The sequence below is a fragment of the Cellulosimicrobium sp. ES-005 genome, assembly GCF_040448685.1.
Classification (GTDB): domain Bacteria; phylum Actinomycetota; class Actinomycetes; order Actinomycetales; family Cellulomonadaceae; genus Cellulosimicrobium; species Cellulosimicrobium cellulans_G.
In genome coordinates this window covers 992,750-1,011,806 of the sequence record NZ_CP159290.1, presented here as the reverse complement: position 1 = coordinate 1,011,806, position 19,057 = coordinate 992,750, and the positions used below count along the sequence as shown (strand labels likewise).

Sequence of the window (19,057 nt, the reverse complement as noted above, 5' to 3'; positions counted from 1 at the left end):
CCTCCTCGTGGCGCGAGCGGGCTGTCGGCGCTCAGTAGCGGTAGTGCTCGGGCTTGTACGGGCCCTCGACGGGGACGCCGAGGTAGTCGGCCTGGGAGGGCGAGAGCTCGGTGAGCCGCACGCCGAGCGCGTCGAGGTGCAGGCGCGCCACCTTCTCGTCGAGCACCTTGGGCAGGCGGTACACCTGGCGGGCGTAGGAGCGCTCGCGGCCCTCGCGCGCGGCGGACGTGGCGTCCTGGAACAGCTCGATCTGGCCGATCACCTGGTTGGAGAACGAGTTGCTCATGACGAAGGACGGGTGGCCGGTCGCGTTGCCGAGGTTGAGCAGGCGCCCCTCGGAGAGCACGACGATCGAGCGGCCCGCGGGCTGCCCGCCCGGGCCGGGCTCCGCGAACGTCCACTCGTGGACCTGGGCCTTGATCTCGGTGCGCGTCACCCCGGGCACCTCGGCGAGGCCGGCCATGTCGATCTCGTTGTCGAAGTGCCCGATGTTCCCGACGACGGCCTTGTCCTTCATCGCGACGAGGTGCTCGGCGCGGATCACGTCCTTGTTGCCCGTGGTCGTGATGAAGAAGTCCGCCTCGCCGAGCACGTCCTCGATCCGGGCGACCTGGTAGCCGTCCATCGCGGCCTGGAGCGCGCAGATCGGGTCGACCTCGGACACGATGACGCGCGCGCCCTGGCCGCGGAACGCCTCCGCAGCGCCCTTGCCCACGTCGCCGTACCCCGCGACGAACGCGACCTTGCCGCCCATGAGGACGTCGGTCGCGCGGTTGATGCCGTCGGGCAGCGAGTGGCGGATGCCGTACTTGTTGTCGAACTTCGACTTGGTGACCGAGTCGTTGACGTTGATCGCCGGGAAGAGCAGCTCGCCCGCCTCGGCGAGCTGGTAGAGACGGTGCACGCCCGTCGTCGTCTCCTCGGTGACGCCCTGGATCGCCTGGGCGATCGTCGTCCAGCGCAGGGGGTCGGCCTCGAGCGCGCGGCGCAGCACGGCGCGCACGACGTTCATCTCGTGCGTGTGGTCGGGCTCGCCGGGCAGCGTGTCGGGCGGGACGACGCCCGCGCGTTCGTACTGCAGGCCGAGGTGGACGAGCATCGTGGCGTCGCCGCCGTCGTCGAGGACGAGGTTCGGCGACTCGTCGCCGGGCCACAGGAGGATCTGCTCGGTGCAGTCCCAGTACTCCTCGAGGCTCTCGCCCTTCCACGCGAACACCGGGACGCCCTGCGGGTCGTCGGGCGTCCCGTGCGGCCCGACGACGACGGCGGCCGCGGCCTCGTCCTGCGTGGAGAAGATGTTGCAGCTCGCCCAGCGCACCTGCGCCCCGAGCGCGACGAGCGTCTCGATGAGGACGGCGGTCTGCACGGTCATGTGGAGCGAGCCGGCGATGCGGGCGCCCGCGAGCGGCTGCGACTCCCCGTACTCGGCGCGCAGCGCCATGAGGCCGGGCATCTCGTGCTCCGCGAGACGGAGCTGGTGACGGCCCGCCTCCGCGAGGGACAGGTCGCGGACCTTGTAGCGGCCGGGGACCTCGTCGAAGCCGGGAGCGGCTCCCGAGGTGCCGGTCGTCGGGGCTGGCGCTGTGGTGGACATGGTTCTCCTGTGCGTTCTCGGTGCCGGTCGGGCCGGTGGTACCGGTCCCGCCGGTGGCTGGCCGACTGGCCGGCCGGTGGCTGCGCTGGGGGCTCCCGTCCGCGCCGGGCGGGGCCGCAGCCCACCCGGTCCCAGCCTACCGACGACGGCGCCGCCCGGCCCCGGCGAGCACGGCGCCCCGAGCTCGCCGCACCGTTCGTCCAGCGCGCGCGCCCGGGCGCGCGCGTAACACGAATGCTTGACCATCTCAAGATCACAAAGAGATAACGATCCGCGATCCGTCGGCATCCGCACCGTTCCAACGATGGTGGGTCAAGAATCGTCCTGGAACAGTCCCCGATCCCGGGGTCGTAGGTAGAAGTTGACCCTCGAATCAGGCAGGGTGCTGGAGTACCGATTGACGTCGGACCAGCATGTGGCCCGCTGCGCGCCGAGCGCGGAGGTCGCCCTCGGGCGTCCGACCGCGACGCGATCACGGCCGCGTGCCACGCTCCCGAGACGCCGCCGCCGGAATCCTCTGGCGCCGTCCTCGCGCGGGGCGTGCCGGTCCCCGCACGGAAGGTGGCGAGACCCGCCCGCATGACCGCTCCCAGCATCACCCCGCCCGACAGCAGCGACACGACGGTCGGCTCCCCCGCACCGTCGACCCCTCCTCCCACCGACGTCGCCGTCTCCGTGCGCGACGTCTACAAGGTCTTCGGCCGTCGGCCGGTCGAGGCGATCCGCCGGCTCGAGCAGGGCGCGGCCCGTGACGACGTCAAGGCGCTCGGCACGGCCGCCGTCATCGACGCGAGCTTCGACGTCCGGCGCGGCGAGATCTTCGTCGTCATGGGCCTCTCCGGCTCCGGCAAGTCCACGCTCATCCGCATGCTCAACGGCCTGTGGAAGCCGACGGCCGGGCACGTCGTGGTCGGCGGCACCGACCTCGCGGCGACCGACGCCAAGCAGCTGCGCGCCCTGCGACGCAGCAGCGTGAGCATGGTGTTCCAGCACTTCGCGCTCCTGCCGCACCGCACGGTGCTCGACAACGCGGCGTACCCGCTCGAGATCCAGGGCGTCGGCAAGGCCGAGCGCCGCGAGAAGGCCCGCACCGCGCTCGACCTCGTCGGGCTCGGCGGCTGGGAGGACTCGCTCCCGTCGCAGCTCTCGGGCGGCATGCGCCAGCGCGTCGGGCTCGCCCGCGCGCTCGCCGCCGACACCGACGTCCTGCTCATGGACGAGGCGTTCAGCGCGCTCGACCCGCTCATCCGGCGCGAGATGCAGGAGCAGCTGCTCGACCTGCAGCAGCGTCTCGGCAAGACGATCGTCTTCATCACGCACGACCTCAACGAGGCCATGCACCTCGGTGACCGCATCGCCGTCATGCGCGACGGCCGGATCGTCCAGATCGGCACCGCCGAGCAGATCCTGTCCGACCCCGCGAACGACTACGTCGCGCAGTTCGTCGCCGACGTCGACCGGACGCGCGTCCTCACCGCGTCGTCCGTCATGGTGCGACCCGCGGTCGTCGTGCCCGTCAGCGGCGGGCCGCGTCAGGCGAGCCGCGCGATGCGCGAGGCGCAGGTCTCGGCCGCGTACGTCGTCGACCGCCAGCGCGTGCTGCACGGCGTCGTGCGCGACGACGACGCGGTCGCCGCCCTCAAGGCCGGCAAGGAGAGCATCGGGGACCTCGTGCACGACGGCGTCGCCCCGGTCTCCCCGGACACGCCTCTCGCGGAGATCTTCGCGCCCGCGGCCGAGTCCTCGCTCCCCGTGCCCGTGACCGACGCCGAGGGCCGCCTCGTCGGCGTCGTCCCGCGCGTCACCCTGCTCGAGGCCATGGTCCCGACCGAGCAGCCGCGCACGGGCGAGATCGACCTCGGCGCGCCCGCGGTGCAGGACGAGGCCGTCGGGGACGCCGCCGTGGACGCCCACCCGACGACCGAGGGAGGTGCCGCGTGAACGACACCCTCGTCCCCCGCATCCCGCTCGGCGAGTGGGTCGACACGTTCGTCGACTGGATGACCACGACGTTCCGGCCGCTCTTCCGCTTCGTCAAGGACGTCCTCGTCGGCATCTACGACGGCCTCGACACGATCCTGTCGAGCCCGCCGTTCTGGGTCGTCGCGCTCGCGCTCGCCGCCCTCGCGCTCCTCGCCAAGGGCTGGAAGCTCGCGCTCGGCTCGCTCGTCGGCTTCGTCGTCATCGCCGGCGTCGACCAGTGGGACAACGCGATGGACACCCTCGCGCTCGTCCTGCTGTCCGCCGTCCTGGCGCTCGTCGTCGCGATCCCGGTCGGCATCTGGGCCGCGCGCAACGACCGCGTCTCCGCGGTCGTGCGGCCGATCCTCGACTTCATGCAGACCATGCCGGCCTTCGTCTACCTCATCCCGACCGTCGTCATCTTCCTCACGGGACCCGTCCCGGGCATCATCGCGACGATCATCTTCGCCATGGCGCCGGGCGTGCGGTTCACCGAGCTCGGCATCCGGCAGGTGGACAAGGAGGTCGTCGAGGCAGGCCAGGCGTTCGGCGCGACCCCGGGCCGCATCCTGCGCCAGATCCAGCTCCCGCTCGCGCTCCCGACCATCATGGCCGGCGTCAACCAGGTCATCATGCTGTCGCTCTCCATGGTCGTCATCGCGGGCATGGTCGGCGCCGGCGGCCTCGGCAACGACGTCGTCGCCGCGCTCCAGCGCGTCAACGTCGCGCTCGGCTTCGAGGCGGGCCTCGCCGTCGTCATCCTCGCGATGTTCCTCGACCGCGTGACGTCCGCCCTCGGCAACCGCGCCCCCGTCTCGCGCGCCCTCGCCGCGGCGCGCGTCTGAGCGAGCGCGTCTGAGCCGGTCTCAGGAGCACCCGAACCGTGCCCGGCCGCAGCGCCGGGAACCCGCCCGCCGCACCCCCGGCGTCGGGCACACCGACCGGGTCCGCCCGGACCCAGGGAAGGACAGCATGACCCCCGCACGCACCCGCAGCACCCGCCGGTTCGCTCGTGGCACCACCGCGGTCGCCGCCTCGGCCGTCCTCGGCCTCGCCCTCACCGCCTGCGCCTCCGACTCCGGCTCCGGCGGCTCGGACGCCGACGGCTCGACCGGCGAGGACGAGACGTCGGTCTCCATCGGCATCCCCTCCGGCTGGGACGAGGGCATCGCCGTGTCCCACCTGTGGACCGCGATCCTCGAGCAGGAGGGCTACGACGTCACCTCCCAGACCGCCGACATCGGCGTCGTCTACACCGGCCTGGCCGGCGGGGACTTCGACGTCACCCTCGACGTCTGGCTCCCCTACACGCACGCCTCGTACGAGGAGGAGTACGGCGACCAGGTCACCGACCTCGGCTACTGGTACGACGACGCCAAGCTCACCATCGCGGTGAACGAGGACTCGCCCGCGCAGTCGCTCGAGGACCTCGCCGGCATGGCCGACGAGTACGGCAACAAGCTCGTCGGGATCGAGGCCGGCGCCGGCCTGACCGAGATCACCCAGGAGCAGGTCATCCCGACCTACGGGCTCGAGGGCATGGACTACTCCATCTCCTCGACCCCCGCGATGCTCGCCGAGCTCAAGGGCGCGACCGACGCGGGCGAGAACATCGCCGTCACGCTGTGGCGCCCGCACTGGGCCTACGACGAGTTCCCCGTCCGCGACCTCGAGGACCCCGAGGCCGCGCTCGGCGAGGCCGAGAAGATCCACATGTGGGGCTCGTCCGACTTCGAGGAGCGCTACCCGACGCTGACCAAGCTGTTCGGCGCCTTCTCCCTCGACGACGAGCAGCTCTTCTCGCTCGAGAACATGATGTTCAACTCCGACGAGTACGCCGACGAGGCCGAGGCCGTCCAGGCCTGGCTCGAGGCGAACCCGACGTTCGTCGACGATCTCAAGGAGGCCGCGGGCGTCTGACGTCGCGCGACGAACGGGCCGCGGTCCTCGGCTCGCCGCCGTCGGTTCCGCGCCCGGGCGTGCTGACGACAGGAGGCCGGCTCCCCACGGGGAGCCGGCCTCCTGTCGTCCTCGGACCGGTGCGGCTCTCAGAGCTCGCGCGCGTCGTCCTCCAGCAGGACCGGGATGCCGTCGCGCACCGGGTACGCGAGGGGGCGGTCGGGATCGGTGGAGTGCAGCTCCGGCTCCCCGGAGGGGCCGGTGCCGTCCACCAGGCGTGCGCCGGTCACGGGGCAGCGCAGGGCCTCGCGCACCCAGGGGTCGATCTGCAGGCTCATGCTCGCTCCTCGTCGTCGTGCGTGCGCACGAGCGACAGGACGTCGTCGCGCACCTTCTCCATGATGTCCTCGTCGGCGGCCTCGACGTTGAGCCGCAGCAGCGGCTCGGTGTTCGAGGCGCGGAGGTTGAACCACCACTGCGGGTGGGAGTCCCAGTGCGAGACGGTCAGCCCGTCGAGCTCGTCGACCTCGACCGGCCCGCCGCCCTGCTGCGTCACGTACGCCTCGACGACGCGCGCCCGGGCCGCCGGCACGTCGGCCACGGTCGAGTTGATCTCGCCCGAGGCGACGTACGGCTCGTACATCTCCCCGAGCGCCGAGAGGGGGTGCGGCTGCGACCCGAGGGCGGCGAGCACGTGCATCGCCGCGAGCATCCCCGTGTCGGCGAAGAAGAAGTCGCGGAAGTAGTAGTGCGCGCTGTGCTCGCCGCCGAACACGGCGTCGTTCTGGGCCATCTGCGCCTTGATGAACGAGTGGCCGACGCGCGTGCGCACGGTCCGGGCGCCGGCGGCCCCGAGGAAGTCGGGCACGGCCCGCGACGTGATGAGGTTGTGGATCACGGTCGGCGTGCGCCCCGCCTCGACCTCCTTCGCGACCTCGCGCAGCCCGACGAGCGCCGTGATCGCCGACGGCGACACCGGGTCGCCGTGCTCGTCGACGACGAAGCAGCGGTCGGCGTCCCCGTCGAACGCGAGCCCGAGGTCGGCGTCGTGCTCCACGACGGCGGCCTGCAGGTCGAGCAGGTTCTTCGGGTCGAGCGGGTTCGCCTCGTGGTTCGGGAACGTGCCGTCGAGCTCGAAGTACAGCGGCACCACGTCGAGCGGGAGCGCGGGCAGGCCCGCGCCCGTGCCCAGGACGGCCGGGACGGTGTAGCCACCCATCCCGTTCCCGGCGTCGACCACGACCTTGAGCGGCCGGATCCCGGACAGGTCGACGAGCGAGCGCAGGAACGCCGCGTAGTCCGGGAGCGTGTCGCGGTCGGTGACCGTCCCCGGCTCGTCCGCGGCGGCGGGGAGGCCGTCGTCGAGGTACCCCTCCGCGAGCCGGCGGACCTCCGCGAGCCCCGAGTCCTGGCCCACCGGGCGCGCGCCCGCGCGGCACAGCTTGATCCCGTTGTAGACCGCGGGGTTGTGGCTCGCGGTGAACATCGCGCCGGGCGCACCGAGGACGCCGGACGCGTGGTAGAGCCCGTCCGTCGAGCACATCCCGATGCGCACGACGTCGACCCCGGCCTCGACGAGACCCGCCGCGAACGCGTCCACGAGCTCCGGCCCGGAGTCCCGCATGTCGTGCCCGACGACGACGCTCGCCCGGGCGGGCGCGTCGCCTGCGGGGGCCGGCGCCTCGGGGAGCACGACCGCACGGGCGAACGCGGCACCGATGGCCTTCGCCACCTGAGGGTTGAGCTGGTCCGGGACGGTGCCGCGGACGTCGTACGCCTTGATGAGGTGGGAGAGGTCGGTCGTCACGCCGCCCACCCTACCGAGGCGGGGGTACGGGGGTGCGTCGGGGTCAGTCGCCCTCGGCGCGCAGGACGCGCAGGTGGCCGCGTCGCCCCACCTCGGTGACGTCCGGCGGCTCCGGCTCCGTCCGGACCTTGCCCGCCTCGCGCACCGCGTCCGCGAGCGCCGACAGGTCGTCGTCGCTCGGGCCGGTCTCGACGAACTGGGGCGACAGCCGCACGACCTCCCAGCCGCGCGGTGCGGTGAGGCGCTCCGCGTGCTCGGCGCACAGGTCGTAGGAGTGCGGCTCGGCGAGGTGCGCGAGCGGGCCGAGGACCGCCGTGGAGTCGGCGTAGACGTAGGTGAGGGTCGCGACGGCGGCACGGACGCACGCCGTGCGCGAGCACTGCCTGACGGATCTCACGCGCTGACCTTACGCCTTCCTGGCGTGTCGTGGGGCCGCCACACGCCGTCCGAGCGCCCGCGCCGCCGCAGGTGGGCGCGCTGCGCCGGGCGGCGGCGGGCTAGAGTCGTGGTGTGCGTGGCAACACTCCGTCCCCCGGCTCGCGGCCCGAGCCCGCCGGCAAGGGGCGCCGGGCCCGCGACCGCTGGTCGCGCCGGGCGACCCCCGCCCCGCCCCCCGTCTCGTTCGACGAGCTCGTCATCCCGCCTCGGGCGCCCGGCCCGGGCGGTCAGGGTCCGGTGCCGCGACGCCGGGACCGCCGGGGTCGCGGGATCCGCGGGCCGCTCCTGCCGCCCACCGCACCGGCGAGCCGCACGCGGGCGGAGAAGTTCGACGACGTCGTCGTCGACGTCGTCGAGCGGGTCGAGCGCTCGTGGGCCAAGCAGCTGCGCGGGACGGAGTTCGCGGTCGAGGACGTGCCGCCGTCCGACCCTGCCCCCTGGGAGGACGGCGGCGTCCCGCTCGGCCGGTGCTTCCCCGCGGAGTCGGGTCAGCCCGCGCGCATCGTCGTCTACCGACGGCCGGTCGAGGCCCGCGCGTTCGACGCCGAGGACCTGGAGGACCTCGTCCGCGACGTGCTCGTGGAGCAGGTCGCCCACCTGCTCGCGCGCACGCCGGAGGAGATCGACCCCCGGTACACCGGCGACCGCTGACCCGCGTCGGTCCCTAGCCCCCGAGGCCCGCGGTGCCCGAGGCACGGACCGCGACGGTGCCGGGCGCGGGGACGTCGGCCACGGGCAGGAGCACCGAGAGCAGGCTCGGGGTCTCGTCGCCGTCGTCCCCGCTCGGGTGACCCGCGCTCGCCGTGACCGACCAGACCGGCTCCAGGTCCCCGCGCGGACCGACGACGTCGACCGTCACGGCCGCGACCGTGGCGTCGGATCCCTCCGCCACCAGCGCGGACGGGTCGAGCGTCTGCGTCGTGCCGGCGGCGAGCGCCACGGTCGTCGTCCCGGCCTCGGCGCCGTCCTCGTCGTAGGCGCGGACGCGGAGCTCGAGGCGTCCGGCCGCGTCGTCGCCGTCCTCCGCCGGGCCCGTCGCCGGGACTGCCGCGAGCGTCAGGACCGACGTCGTGCCGGGGACGAGCGCGACCTGCCCGGCCCGCGCGTCGTCCGCCACGGCCGGGGCGTCCTCCGCGGGGGGCACCAGCGCCCGCGCGGCGATCCACGCCCGGTCGTACTGACGCTCCTCGTGCAGCAGGTCGGGGTCGGCCTCGCCTCGCCGGTCGACCGACGCCCCCGCGACGACGGGGACGTCCGCGTGCACGGCCACGGCGTACGACCCCGCGGGGAGCCCCCCGAGCGAGACGTCGGTGACGACCCCCGGCGTGAGGGCGACGTCCTCCACGCCGCGCAGCGGGACGGGCCCGTCCGCCCCGTAGACCGTCACCTGCGCGGTCCCCGCCTGGTCGCCGGGGGCGAGGAGGCGGAGCTGCGGCGCGTGCGGGTCGTCGACGGCCTCGCCGATGCTCGCGACGCCCGCGAGCGCCAGGTCGTGCGCGGGGTCCGCGCCGGGGACGACGTAGTCGACGCCGAGCGGGACCAGCCCGTCGAGCGTGGAGTGCTGGAGGTAGGCGGAGACGAGCCCGCCCGTCGCCGCGACGTGCACGACGAGACGCCGCTGCTCGGGGGCGGCCGCCTCGACGAGCGTCACGACCTCCTCGCCCGGGCCCACGAGCTGCTGCCCGCCCCCGGAGAGCACCGCGGCCCCGCCCTGGCCCCAGACGTCGACCTGCACGACGGCGGGCGTGAGCCCCGGGTTCTGCAGCACGAGCTGGGTGCTGCTGCCGATCTGGGTGCTCCCGCCCACGAGCCACTGGCTGATGCCGGGCCGCGCGCAGCTCGCCGCGGCGAGGCCGCGCAGGTCGCCGGCGGTCGTCACGGACCCGACCGACGCCGCGACCCGCGGCGCCGCCCCCTCGCCCGGGCGCACGGTCAGGACGCTGCCCGCGCCAGGGTCCTCGACGGTGCTCACCGTGACGTCGGCGTCGGGGGCGCGATCCAGCGCCCGGGCGCCGGTGCGCGCGGCCGTGCCGTCGAACGCGCCGATCTCGGCCGACCCGGCGCCCGCCACGACCGCGCGCAGGCTGCTCTCGGTGCCGACCGGCGCGGGACCGAACTGCGCGTCACCGACCGTCTCCGGGTCGGTGAGGCGCGCGGGCCCCGGGCAGACCGTGACCTCCGGGGCCGGCTCGACGGCGACCCGCTCGACCGGGTCGGCGGGGGGCGGCGCGGCGGGGACCAGCGTCGCGCCCGTGCTCCCGAACGCGGCCACGGCGCCGACCGCGAGCATCCCGACCAGGCCGGCGCCCGTCGTCGTGACCCGGCGCACCACCCCGCGCCGCCGGCTGCGGGACGTCCCGGCGGTCGCCCCGTCCGCCGCCGCCCGGCCCTCACCCGTCTCGTTCTCCGTCGTCACCGCGCTACCTCGTCCCCGCCCGACGACGCCGCACCGGCACCGCGAGCAGCACGTACACGAGCAGGGTGATCCCTGCCGCCGTCATCCAGCCCGACCGGTGGTCGGCCGCGTGGAACACCTCGAGCCGCCCGTCCGCGCCTCCCAGGGCGAACGCCTGGAGCCCGCCGGTGGTCGACGGATCGACGGCCTCCAGGGGTCGGCCGTCGAGCGTCGCCCGCCACCCGGACGAGGCGTCCTCCGCGAGCACGACCACGCGGTCCTCGGCCCCCGCCGGCACGACCGCGTCGACCGGTCGCAGCGCCTGGCGGTCGGCGTCGAGCGGCTGTGACCCCGCGGACGACTCGACCCGCGCGTAGGCGGGGTCGAGGCCGTCGGGCGCCACGCGCCACACCAGCCCCGACTGCCCCTCCGTCATGCGCTCGAGACCGGGCACCGTGTCGAGCCGCGCCACGAGCTCCGCGCGCGCCTGGTCCTGCTCCGCCGACGCCGGCAGGAGCACGGCGCCCACGCCGAGGCGCCCGAGGCCGTCGCTCACGTCGGCGGACGTGCCGGAGACGAGGTCGGCGACCACCCGGGGCAGCTCGCCCTCGGTCGCGCCGGGGTCCGCGGCCTGCCACGCCTCGACGACGACCGAGGAGTCGACGGCCTGGGGGCCGTCGGAGCGCAGCGCCGCGTACTCGACCACGCCGCCCGGACCGATCTCGAGGCTGAGCACCCGGGCCTGGCGCGGGGAGGACTGCATCTGGCGGCCGACCGGCGGGACGACGGGCTGGGTCGTCGCGCGGACGTCGCCGACCCGCGCGTCGTCCCGGTCGAGGACGCCCGCCGTCCACGACGCCGCGGTGCCCAGCGGGAGCAGCGTGACGACGAGGCCGAGCGCGACGACGGCACCGGACCGCCAGGGCGGGGCGCCGCCGTCGGGCAGTCGGGGCGCACCCACGAGCGCGGCACCGAGGAGCGCGAGGAGCGCGAGCGAGGTGCCCGCGCCGGGCCAGCCCGTCACGGGGGCGTCCGGCGACGCCCCCGCCCCGACGACGGTCGAGCCGGCGAGGATCGCCGTCGCGAGGCCGATCGCCGCGACGAACCACGCGCCGACGGCGAGGCGGCGCCCGCGGAGCACGGCCACGGCGGCGAGCGCCACGACGACCGCGCCGGCGGCGAACGGCGCCCACCGCGCGAGCAGGTCGACGGCGCCCGAGCCGTCGAGCCCGAACCACGCGCCCGGCGACACCGGCAGACCGAGGAGCAGCTGCCACGGCGGCGCCGCCGCGGCCGCGACGGGCGCACCGGGGTCGGCGAGCAGGAGGCGCCACCCGCCGTCGCCCGCGGTCCTCGCCACGTGCACGAGGAACGGTGCGAACAGCACGAGGGCCGGGACGGGCACGAGGGCCAGGTAGCGACGGTGGGCGGGTACCCCGACCGCGACCACCGCGAGCACGAGCACGCCGACCGGGAGGAGGACGGGCGACCCGGCGACGACGACGGCGAAGAGCAGGCCCGCGGTCGCCGCCGCGGCGAGCGACCCCGGCTCGCGCCGCGGAACCGGACGCGCGGCGTCGGGCGCGGCCGGCGCAACCGCGTCGACGCGCTGGAGCCCGAGCGCGCGGACCACCGCGAGCGCGAGCCACGGCAGGGTGGCGTGCACGAGCACGGCGCCCACCCGGCCCGCGCCCACGGCGGCGAGCAGGGCCGGCGCGGCGACCCACACGAGCGTGGCCCAGGCGCGCGCCGGGACCGAGCGGACCAGGGCGCCCGCGGCGAACCACGCGCCCAGACCCGCGGCGACGAAGCATGCCGGCACGAGCAGGTTGACGGCGGTCTGGGTCGCGCCGCCCGCGAGCAGCGAGGCGGGGACGAGCGCCGTGACGTAGGGGTCGGCCGGGGCGGGCGCCCCGAGGCCGGTAGAGACCCACCCGGTCGTCGCGGCACGCCAGACGTCGCCGAGCGTGCCCGTCGCCGGCAGCAGCGAGCCGCCGACGAGGCGCCCGCCGGCGAGCAGCGCCCCTGCCAGCGGGCCGAACACGAGCGCGGTGTACGCCACGAGGGCGACGGCCGTCGCCGCGAGCCCCGCCCGTCGCCGCAGCGCGAGCGCGCGCAGCTCGCGCCGCTCGATGTCGGTCGGGGCCCACGCCGTGCGCCGCTGCTCCGCTCGCGCCAGACGGCGGTCGCGCCGCTCGGCGAGCACCTCGCGCCACGTGCCGCGCAACGGGCGCAGTGCCCCGCGCGGGAGCCTGCGGGTCCGTCGGGCCGCGCGCCGCGCGCGCCACACGGGCCCTACCCGGGCGAGCGCCCACAGCGGGGCGAGCAGCTCGTCCCGGGCGTGGCCGGGCTGCTTGACGAGCAACCGGTACGCGGCGTGGAACGGCGCGCCGAGCACCATGGCCAGCGCGACGAACGGGAGCCACGGTGCCGCGACCCCGACGAGTCGCGCGTGCAGCTGCGACCGGCGCCGCGCGGCGGAGGACGAGCCGGGGTCCGGCGCGGGGAGCGTGGTCGCCCCGCGCCGCCGGTCCCGCAGGCCGAGCAGCGACGCCTGGGCGTGCCGCACCACCGCGGACGGCACGACGATCACGCGGTGCCCGGCGAGCCGTGCCCGGCGGCAGAGGTCGAGACCGTCGCCGAACGGGCCGTACTCGGGGTCGGTCCCGCCGAGCTCGAGCCACACCGTGCGGCGCACGAGCGCGCCCGCGAGCCCGACGGCGAGCACGTCGTCGCGCGCGTCGTGCTGGCCCTGGTCGATCTCGTCGTCGTCGATCCCGGTCATGCGGCGCCCCAGCGGCGTCGTCGTGACGCCGACCTCGACGAGGCGGCTCGCCGTGCCCGGCTCGAACGGCGCGGCGGGCTCGGCTCCCGTGCCGACCGTCCACCGCTCCTGCTTGGGTCCCGCCACCGCGACCGCGGTCGAGTGCTCGACCGCGCGCAGGAGCTCGGCGAGCGCGTCGGGAGCCGGCGCCGAGTCGTCGTGGAGCAGCCAGAGCCACGTGCCCGGTTCGACGTGCGCGAGCGCGGCGTCGACCGCGTCCCCGAACGAGCGGGCGCGCGGAGCAGCGACGAACCGCGCGTCGCCGAGCTGGAGCCCCTGGTGCTCGCGCGTCGCGTCACCGGTGGCGGCGTCGACCACGACGACCGCGTGCGGGCTCGTCGTCTGGGCGCGCAGGGCGGCCATCGTCTGCGCGAGGAACGGCGTGCTCCCGCGCGTGACGACGACTGCGGTGACGGTCGTGACGACGGGCAGCGCCCCGGTGACGGCAGCGACGATCTCGGGTGCCGCGACGACGCCCGGCACCGCAGCGGCACGCGCGGCCGCCCCCGGCGTGACGTCGCCGGGGCGGGCGCTGCGCGCGGACGTGGTGAGGTCGGAGGAAGTCATGTCCCGTCGATCATGCGACGGACACGGCTCCGGGCGCGGCATTTGCGCGCCCCGGTGTGGCGGGGTGTCGTGACCCCGTCACGAGGCGGCCCGGTGCGGCACGCGGCCGATCCGGACCGGGCGACGCTCGTCGTCAGACGACGCGGCGCTTGAGCTTGCGGCGCTCCCGCTCCGAGAGGCCGCCCCAGATGCCGAACCGCTCGTCGTTCTCGAGCGCGTACTCCAGGCACTCCGCGCGGACCTCGCAGCCCGTGCAGACCTTCTTGGCCTCGCGCGTGGACCCGCCCTTCTCCGGGAAGAAGGCCTCCGGGTCCGTCTGGGCGCAGAGCGCCCGCTCCTGCCAACCCATGAGCGAGTCGTCGACCGGCTCGCCGAAGAGCGGCAGCACCGGTGCCACGCGCTCCACCTCTCGTTCAGCGTCGGAGGGGAAAGCCCCTCCCGTCCCGTCCAGCATGTTCCACATCGTGCGCCCCTTCATGCCGTTCGCCGGGCCTCGTGGCGAGAACCCCGCCGGAAACTGCATTGAAGAAATTACACGCGTGTCGTCCGCGGGCGTCAAGCCGAAATGTGATAGCGACGAGGAGGCGAGGGGTGAAATTCCGACATGTCGGGACGCGATATCAGCGCTCTAGGGTGGTGTCCATGGTGACCGCTCCCCATCCCCCGACCCCGCGCGACGACCGCCCCACGCACGTCGCTGACCTGCTGCGTCTCCTCACGCGAGACCCCGGCCGACCGCGGCTCACGTGGTACGGCGACGACGGCGAGCGCGTCGAGCTCTCCGGCGCGGTGCTCGAGAACTGGGTCAACAAGACGACCAACCTTCTCGTCGAAGAATTCGACGCCGGCCCCGGCACGCGGGTCGTTCTCGACCTTCCGGTCCATTGGCGCACGGTCGTCTGGGCGCTCGCCGCATGGCGCGTCGGAACGACGGTCGTGCTCGCGCCCGTCGAGGACGACGCTATGCCGGACGACGGCACCACGCGACCGGACGTCGTCGTGACGACGCGCCCCGACCGCTGGACCGGGACGCGCGCCGAGCTCGTCGCCGTCACGCTGCCGGCGCTCGCCCGCCGGTTCGACGGCGACCTCCCGGCGGGGGCGACCGACGCCGCGTCCGCGGTCATGACCTACGGCGACCGGATCGGCTGGGCGCCCGCGGTCGAGCCCGGGCTCGAGGCGCTCTCCGCACCCCCCTCGTCGTGGGACCACGCGCACCTGGTCGACCGGGCCGCCGGCGGTCGGCAGCTCCTGTCCCCGACGTCGCCCTCCGGGGACGGGGACAACGGGGACCCGGCGACGGCCTCGATCCTGCGCCGGGTGCTCGCGACCTGGGCTGCCGACGGGTCCGTCGTCCTCGTCTCCCCCGCCACCGCGACGGCTCTGGGCTCCGACCCCGAGCGGTTTCGTCGGCTCCTCGCCCAGGAGCAGGTGACGCCGGCCTGACCGCCTTGGTGGTGTCTCCCCTCGGAGAGACCGCGCGGCTATCGTGGGCGGATCGAGGACAGGTGCGACCCCGAGCGAGGTGCCCGTGACCCGACCCGACGACCAGCCGGCCGCAGACCCCGTGCCCAGCGGGCCGGGCGACGCCACGGCACGCGCCGCGAGCACGGAGGACGCCGAGTACACGCGTCGTCTGCGCGAGCTCCAGGGCGCCCGCTGGAAGCGGATCCTGCACGTGCAGGCCCCGTACCGGTGGATCGTCCGACACCACCTGGGGGCGCGCCGGACGCTCGACCTGGGGTGCGGCATCGGGCGCAACCTCCGCCACCTCTCCCCGGGCAGCCTCGGGGTGGACCACAACCCCGCGTCGGTCGCCTTCTGCCGGAGCCTCGGGATGGACGCACTCACCCCCGAGGGCTTCCTGGACGCGAGCGCCGACGGGCGGCTCCCGCCCTTCGACGCCCTCCTCGTCTCGCACGTGCTCGAGCACGTCGAGCAGGGCAGCCAGGTCGAGATGCTGCGCCCGTACGTCGAGCGGCTCGCGGCGGGCGCCCGGGTGCTCGTGGTGTGCCCCCAGGAGCGCGGTTTCGCGTCGGACCCCACCCACACCGACTTCGTCGACGACCGGAGGATCGCGCAGGCGCTCGACGCGCTCGGTGTCGTCGTGGACGGGTCGCGGTCCTTCCCGTTCCCTCGTTGGACGGGCCGGTACTTCATCTACAACGAGTTCGTCGTGCACGGGCACGTGCCGGCCTGAGCGAGACGAGCCCGTCGAGATCGCGCGCGTGGGAGGATGGCGCCCATGCGTGGAATCATCCTGGCCGGCGGCTCCGGCACGCGACTGCACCCGATCACGCTCGGTGTGAGCAAGCAGCTCGTGCCGGTCTACGACAAGCCGATGATCTACTACCCCCTGTCGACCCTGATCCTCGCGGGCATCCGCGACGTCCTCGTCATCACGACCCCGCACGACGCCGAGCAGTTCCGTCGGCTGCTGGGCGACGGCTCGCAGTTCGGCATCTCCATCTCGTACACCGTCCAGGCGGAGCCCAACGGGCTCGCGCAGGCGTTCGTCCTCGGTGCGGACTTCATCGGGTCGGACTCCGCGGCGCTCGTCCTGGGCGACAACATCTTCTACGGCCCGGGCCTCGGTACGCGCCTCTCGCGGTTCGAGGGCCTCGACGGCGGCGCGGTGTTCGCCTACCGGGTCTCCGACCCGACCGCCTACGGTGTCGTCGAGTTCGACGAGGACGGCAAGGCCCTCTCGCTCGAGGAGAAGCCGCAGCACCCACGCTCGAGCTACGCGGTGCCCGGACTGTACTTCTACGACAACGACGTCGTGGCGATCGCCCGCGACCTCGAGCCGTCGGCCCGGGGCGAGTACGAGATCACCGACGTCAACGCGGAGTACCTCCGCCAGGGGCGGCTCCACGTCGAGGTGCTGCCCCGCGGCACGGCCTGGCTCGACACCGGGACCTTCGACTCCCTCCTCGAGGCGTCGGACTTCGTCCGTACGATCGAGAACCGGCAGGGCCTGAAGGTCGGTTCGCCCGAGGAGGTCGCGTGGCGCCGGGGCTTCCTCACCGACGACGAGCTGCGCACCCGCGCCGAGAAGCTCGTGAAGTCCGGCTACGGGAGCTATCTGCTCGGCCTCCTCGCACCCTGACGACGACGGTCGGCGGCTGCGCCGACCGTCAGCCCGCGAGGACCTCGGCGGCGGCCGTCCGCCACCGCTCCTCCCACTGGGCGATCACGGGCACCCCGACCGCCGCCAGGGGCGCGTGGTCGAGCACCGAGTACGCAGGACGCGGCGCCGGACGCACGAACGCCTCGCTGGTCGTCGGCCGCACGCTCTCGGGGTCGTGGCCGGCGGCGACCGCGACCGCGCGCGCGAACTCGAACCAGGAGCACGCGCCGCTCGCCGTCGCGTGGTACACGCCGCCGGGGGCGCCGGTCACCACGAGGCGGTCGACGGCCTCGGCCACGTCCCGCGTCCAGGTGGGCTGGCCGACCTGGTCGGCCACGACGTCGACCCCACCGCGCTCGCGCAGGAGCCGGGCGATGGTCCGGGGGAAGCAGGCGCCCCGCGCGCCGTAGAGCCACGCCGTGCGCACCACCAGGTTCGCCGGAGACGCCGCAAGGACCGCCCACTCGCCCGCGAGCTTCGTCCGCCCGTACGCGGACACGGGCGTCGGCGCGTCGTCGACGCGGTAGGGCGCGTCGGCCGTGCCCGCGAAGACGTAGTCGGTCGAGATGTGGACGAGGCGGCGCCCGGCACGGGCGCACGCTCGCGCGAGGACGCCGGCACCGAGGGCGTTCACGGCGAAAGCGTCGGACTCGTGCTGCTCCGCGCCGTCGACGTCCGTCCACGCGGCGCAGTTGACGACGACGTCGACCGCGGCGACCGCGTCCTCCACGCTCCGGGCGTCCAGCACGTCGAGCTCCCGGGACGACGGAGCCCACACCTGCTCCCCCCGCTCGGCGAGCCGACCCGCGAGGTCCGTGCCGAGCATGCCCGTCCCTCCCGTGACCAACCAGTGCACGAGCGACCTCCGATCCTGTGGGCGATGACCAGACGAGCGTAGTGGAGGCCCCGGTCTCGTAGGATGACCAACCATGACCCCTGAGATCGGCGGACCTTCCCGCGCCCGCCGGACGACCACCTGGGTCGCGCTCCCCCTCCTCGCCCTGGTCGCCCTCCTCGCATGGGGATTCGCCACGCCGGTCGGCTCGAGCCCCGACGACGACTTCCACCTCCCGTCGATCTGGTGCGGGCTCGGCGAGCGGGACGGCCTGTGCGAGCAGGGCTCCGAGGAGCTCACGCGACTCGTCCCGGCAGCGGTCGCGGGCGAGCCTTGCTACGCCCGGGACGCCGCTCGCGACGCGTCCTGCTGGTCCGACTCGACCGAGCTCGTCGAGACGGACCGCGTCAACACGGTGCACCTCTATCCCCCGGTCTTCTACGCGACGATGTCGGCGTTCGCGTCGACCGACGTCGAGACGTCCGTCCTGCTCATGCGGGGGTTCAACGCGCTCCTCTTCGTCGGGCTCGTCACCGGGGTGGCCGCCCTGGTCCCGCGGCCGCTCCGGCGCAGCGCCGTCCTGCCGTTCGCCGTCACGGCGGTCCCGCTCGGGTTGTTCGTCGTCCCGTCGACCAACCCCAGCTCGTGGGCGTACCTCGCGGCGGGCGTGACGTGGCTCGCGCTCTACGCGAGCACGCTCGTCGAGGGCCGCCGCCAGATCGGGCTGGCCCTGCTCGCCGTGCTCGCCGGCTTCCTCGGCGCGGGGGCACGAGGCGACGCGGGCGTCTACGCGTGCCTCGCCGTCGGCATCGTCGCGATCCTCTCTCTCCGCCGCGACCGCCGCCTCGTCGTCCCGGCCGTGGCGGGCGCCGTCATCGCGGCGGTCGGCGCGCTCTTCTACCTGAGCTCGACGCAGGGCGGTCAGGTGAGCGGCGGCTTCAGCGACGGGCCCGGAGGACCGCCGCTCGGCGTGTGGGACACCTTCCGCACCGTGCTCGAGGTCCCGGACCTGTGGATCGGAGCCGTCGGCGGGTGGGGCCTCGGCTGGTTCGACGTCCCCCTCCCGGCCCTCGTCCCCGTCCTCGTCTGGGCCGTCCTCTCCGCCGCCGTGTTCCTCGGCCTCGGCAAGGCCACGCCCCGGACCCTGGTCGCGGCGGTCGTCGCCCTCGGCGCGCTGTGGGGCATGCCGACGCTCCTGCACCAGCAGTCGGGGGTGCTCCCCGGCTCGTTCGTCCAGCCTCGCTACCTCCTGCCCGTGCTCGTCCTGCTCGTCGGCGTCCTCACCGTGGCGACCGCCCGCGGCAAGGTCGAGTGGACCCGGGCACAAGGCGTCACCGGAGCGGTGGCGCTGGCGCTCGCTGCGGCCGTCGCACTGTTCACCACGATCCGGAGGTTCACCGTCGGCATCGAGACGCCGGTGGCGAACCTCGACGGCGACCCCCGCTGGTGGTGGGACGTCCTCGCCCCGACCCCGCTGACCGTGCTCGTCACCGGATCGCTCGCCGCGCTCGGCGTCTTCCTCCTCGCGGAGCGGCTGGGCAGAGCCGTTCCCACCGGCGAACGAGCGACGGACGACGAGCCCCGACCCCGACCGACGGAGAGATGA

Annotated in this window: 16 protein-coding genes; 8 read left to right on the top strand and 8 right to left on the bottom strand. The window is 74.8% G+C overall.

The features are described from left to right. Positions 1 to 31 precede the first annotated feature (31 nt). The gene (ahcY, locus tag ABRQ22_RS04355; protein ID WP_353708711.1) at positions 32 to 1,594 is read right to left on the bottom strand and encodes an adenosylhomocysteinase; all 1,563 of its coding nucleotides are present in this window, start codon (positions 1,592 to 1,594) and stop codon (positions 32 to 34) included. Between the two features lie 579 nt (positions 1,595 to 2,173). Here ahcY and ABRQ22_RS04350 point away from each other — a divergent pair. The 3 genes from ABRQ22_RS04350 to ABRQ22_RS04340 all read left to right on the top strand — a co-directional run bounded on the left by ABRQ22_RS04350 (position 2,174) and on the right by ABRQ22_RS04340 (position 5,476). Then, on the top strand, positions 2,174 to 3,535 hold the full coding sequence (locus tag ABRQ22_RS04350) for a glycine betaine/L-proline ABC transporter ATP-binding protein (RefSeq protein WP_353708710.1): 1,362 nt from the start codon (positions 2,174 to 2,176) through the stop codon (positions 3,533 to 3,535). Then, positions 3,532 to 4,401 (top strand): proline/glycine betaine ABC transporter permease, encoded by an 870-nt coding sequence (locus ABRQ22_RS04345; protein WP_353708709.1) that lies wholly within the window; start codon positions 3,532 to 3,534, stop codon positions 4,399 to 4,401. The genes ABRQ22_RS04350 and ABRQ22_RS04345 overlap by 4 nt, the downstream gene beginning before the upstream one ends. A 127-nt stretch (positions 4,402 to 4,528) precedes the next feature. Beyond that, a complete protein-coding gene (locus ABRQ22_RS04340) occupies positions 4,529 to 5,476 on the top strand; it encodes a glycine betaine ABC transporter substrate-binding protein (protein WP_353708708.1) in 948 nt (315 codons plus the stop codon). A 128-nt stretch (positions 5,477 to 5,604) separates the two neighbouring features. On the opposite strand, the gene ABRQ22_RS04335 is transcribed toward ABRQ22_RS04340, so the two are convergent. The 3 genes from ABRQ22_RS04335 to ABRQ22_RS04325 are packed head-to-tail and all read right to left on the bottom strand — an operon-like array spanning position 5,605 to position 7,659. Then, entirely contained in the window at positions 5,605 to 5,793 is a 189-nt protein-coding gene (locus ABRQ22_RS04335) for a hypothetical protein (protein WP_141389178.1), read from the bottom strand. Continuing rightward, entirely contained in the window at positions 5,790 to 7,262 is a 1,473-nt protein-coding gene (locus tag ABRQ22_RS04330) for a phosphomannomutase/phosphoglucomutase (RefSeq protein ID WP_353708707.1), read from the bottom strand. The genes ABRQ22_RS04335 and ABRQ22_RS04330 overlap by 4 nt, the downstream gene beginning before the upstream one ends. Positions 7,263 to 7,305: 43 nt before the next feature. Further along, entirely contained in the window at positions 7,306 to 7,659 is a 354-nt protein-coding gene (locus ABRQ22_RS04325) for a DUF3499 domain-containing protein (protein WP_047232115.1), read from the bottom strand. A 113-nt stretch (positions 7,660 to 7,772) separates the two neighbouring features. Here ABRQ22_RS04325 and ABRQ22_RS04320 point away from each other — a divergent pair, with 113 nt between their 5' ends. Next, entirely contained in the window at positions 7,773 to 8,351 is a 579-nt protein-coding gene (locus ABRQ22_RS04320) for a metallopeptidase family protein (protein WP_353708706.1), read from the top strand. 13 nt (positions 8,352 to 8,364) lie between these two features. Here the strand turns inward: ABRQ22_RS04320 and ABRQ22_RS04315 are convergent, their stop codons facing one another. The 3 genes from ABRQ22_RS04315 to ABRQ22_RS04305 all read right to left on the bottom strand — a co-directional run bounded on the left by ABRQ22_RS04315 (position 8,365) and on the right by ABRQ22_RS04305 (position 13,949). Further along, the gene (locus ABRQ22_RS04315) at positions 8,365 to 10,116 is read right to left on the bottom strand and encodes a DUF5719 family protein (RefSeq protein ID WP_353708705.1); all 1,752 of its coding nucleotides are present in this window, start codon (positions 10,114 to 10,116) and stop codon (positions 8,365 to 8,367) included. A 4-nt stretch (positions 10,117 to 10,120) separates the two neighbouring features. Next, positions 10,121 to 13,486 (bottom strand): glycosyltransferase, encoded by a 3,366-nt coding sequence (locus ABRQ22_RS04310; protein ID WP_353708704.1) that lies wholly within the window; start codon positions 13,484 to 13,486, stop codon positions 10,121 to 10,123. A 133-nt stretch (positions 13,487 to 13,619) separates the two neighbouring features. After that, on the bottom strand, positions 13,620 to 13,949 hold the full coding sequence (locus ABRQ22_RS04305) for a WhiB family transcriptional regulator (protein ID WP_275892227.1): 330 nt from the start codon (positions 13,947 to 13,949) through the stop codon (positions 13,620 to 13,622). 179 nt (positions 13,950 to 14,128) lie between these two features. Here ABRQ22_RS04305 and ABRQ22_RS04300 point away from each other — a divergent pair, with 179 nt between their 5' ends. The 3 genes from ABRQ22_RS04300 to rfbA all read left to right on the top strand — a co-directional run bounded on the left by ABRQ22_RS04300 (position 14,129) and on the right by rfbA (position 16,595). Beyond that, positions 14,129 to 14,932 (top strand): TIGR03089 family protein, encoded by an 804-nt coding sequence (locus ABRQ22_RS04300; RefSeq protein WP_353708703.1) that lies wholly within the window; start codon positions 14,129 to 14,131, stop codon positions 14,930 to 14,932. 85 nt (positions 14,933 to 15,017) lie between these two features. Beyond that, positions 15,018 to 15,686, top strand: coding sequence for a class I SAM-dependent methyltransferase (locus tag ABRQ22_RS04295; RefSeq protein ID WP_353708702.1), 669 nt, complete (start codon positions 15,018 to 15,020; stop codon positions 15,684 to 15,686). A 45-nt stretch (positions 15,687 to 15,731) separates the two neighbouring features. After that, positions 15,732 to 16,595, top strand: a complete 864-nt coding sequence (gene rfbA, locus ABRQ22_RS04290) for a glucose-1-phosphate thymidylyltransferase RfbA (RefSeq protein WP_353708701.1) — start codon at positions 15,732 to 15,734, stop codon at positions 16,593 to 16,595. Positions 16,596 to 16,623: 28 nt separating this feature from the next. Here rfbA and rfbD read toward each other — a convergent pair whose 3' ends face one another. Continuing rightward, positions 16,624 to 17,472 carry a dTDP-4-dehydrorhamnose reductase gene (gene rfbD, locus ABRQ22_RS04285; protein WP_353708700.1) on the bottom strand — a complete coding sequence of 283 codons (849 nt, stop codon included), beginning with the start codon at positions 17,470 to 17,472 and terminating at the stop codon, positions 16,624 to 16,626. A gap of 73 nt (positions 17,473 to 17,545) precedes the next feature. Between rfbD and ABRQ22_RS04280 the strand changes: the two genes are divergently transcribed. Then, positions 17,546 to 19,057 carry a DUF2142 domain-containing protein gene (locus ABRQ22_RS04280; RefSeq protein ID WP_353708699.1) on the top strand — a complete coding sequence of 504 codons (1,512 nt, stop codon included), beginning with the start codon at positions 17,546 to 17,548 and terminating at the stop codon, positions 19,055 to 19,057.

Bases quoted from the DNA above. Each gene is read 5' to 3' on its own strand.
- ABRQ22_RS04300 (WP_353708703.1), top strand. From the start codon at position 14,129: ATGGTGACCGCTCCCCATCCCCCGACCCCGCGCGACGACCGCCCCACG.
- ABRQ22_RS04350 (WP_353708710.1), top strand. From the start codon at position 2,174: ATGACCGCTCCCAGCATCACCCCGCCCGACAGCAGCGACACGACGGTC.
- ABRQ22_RS04280 (WP_353708699.1), top strand. From the start codon at position 17,546: ATGACCCCTGAGATCGGCGGACCTTCCCGCGCCCGCCGGACGACCACC.
- ABRQ22_RS04305 (WP_275892227.1), bottom strand. From the start codon at position 13,949: ATGTGGAACATGCTGGACGGGACGGGAGGGGCTTTCCCCTCCGACGCT.
- ABRQ22_RS04335 (WP_141389178.1), bottom strand. From the start codon at position 5,793: ATGAGCCTGCAGATCGACCCCTGGGTGCGCGAGGCCCTGCGCTGCCCC.
- rfbA (WP_353708701.1), top strand. From the start codon at position 15,732: ATGCGTGGAATCATCCTGGCCGGCGGCTCCGGCACGCGACTGCACCCG.
- ABRQ22_RS04340 (WP_353708708.1), top strand. From the start codon at position 4,529: ATGACCCCCGCACGCACCCGCAGCACCCGCCGGTTCGCTCGTGGCACC.
- ABRQ22_RS04310 (WP_353708704.1), bottom strand. From the start codon at position 13,486: ATGACTTCCTCCGACCTCACCACGTCCGCGCGCAGCGCCCGCCCCGGC.
- ahcY (WP_353708711.1), bottom strand. From the start codon at position 1,594: ATGTCCACCACAGCGCCAGCCCCGACGACCGGCACCTCGGGAGCCGCT.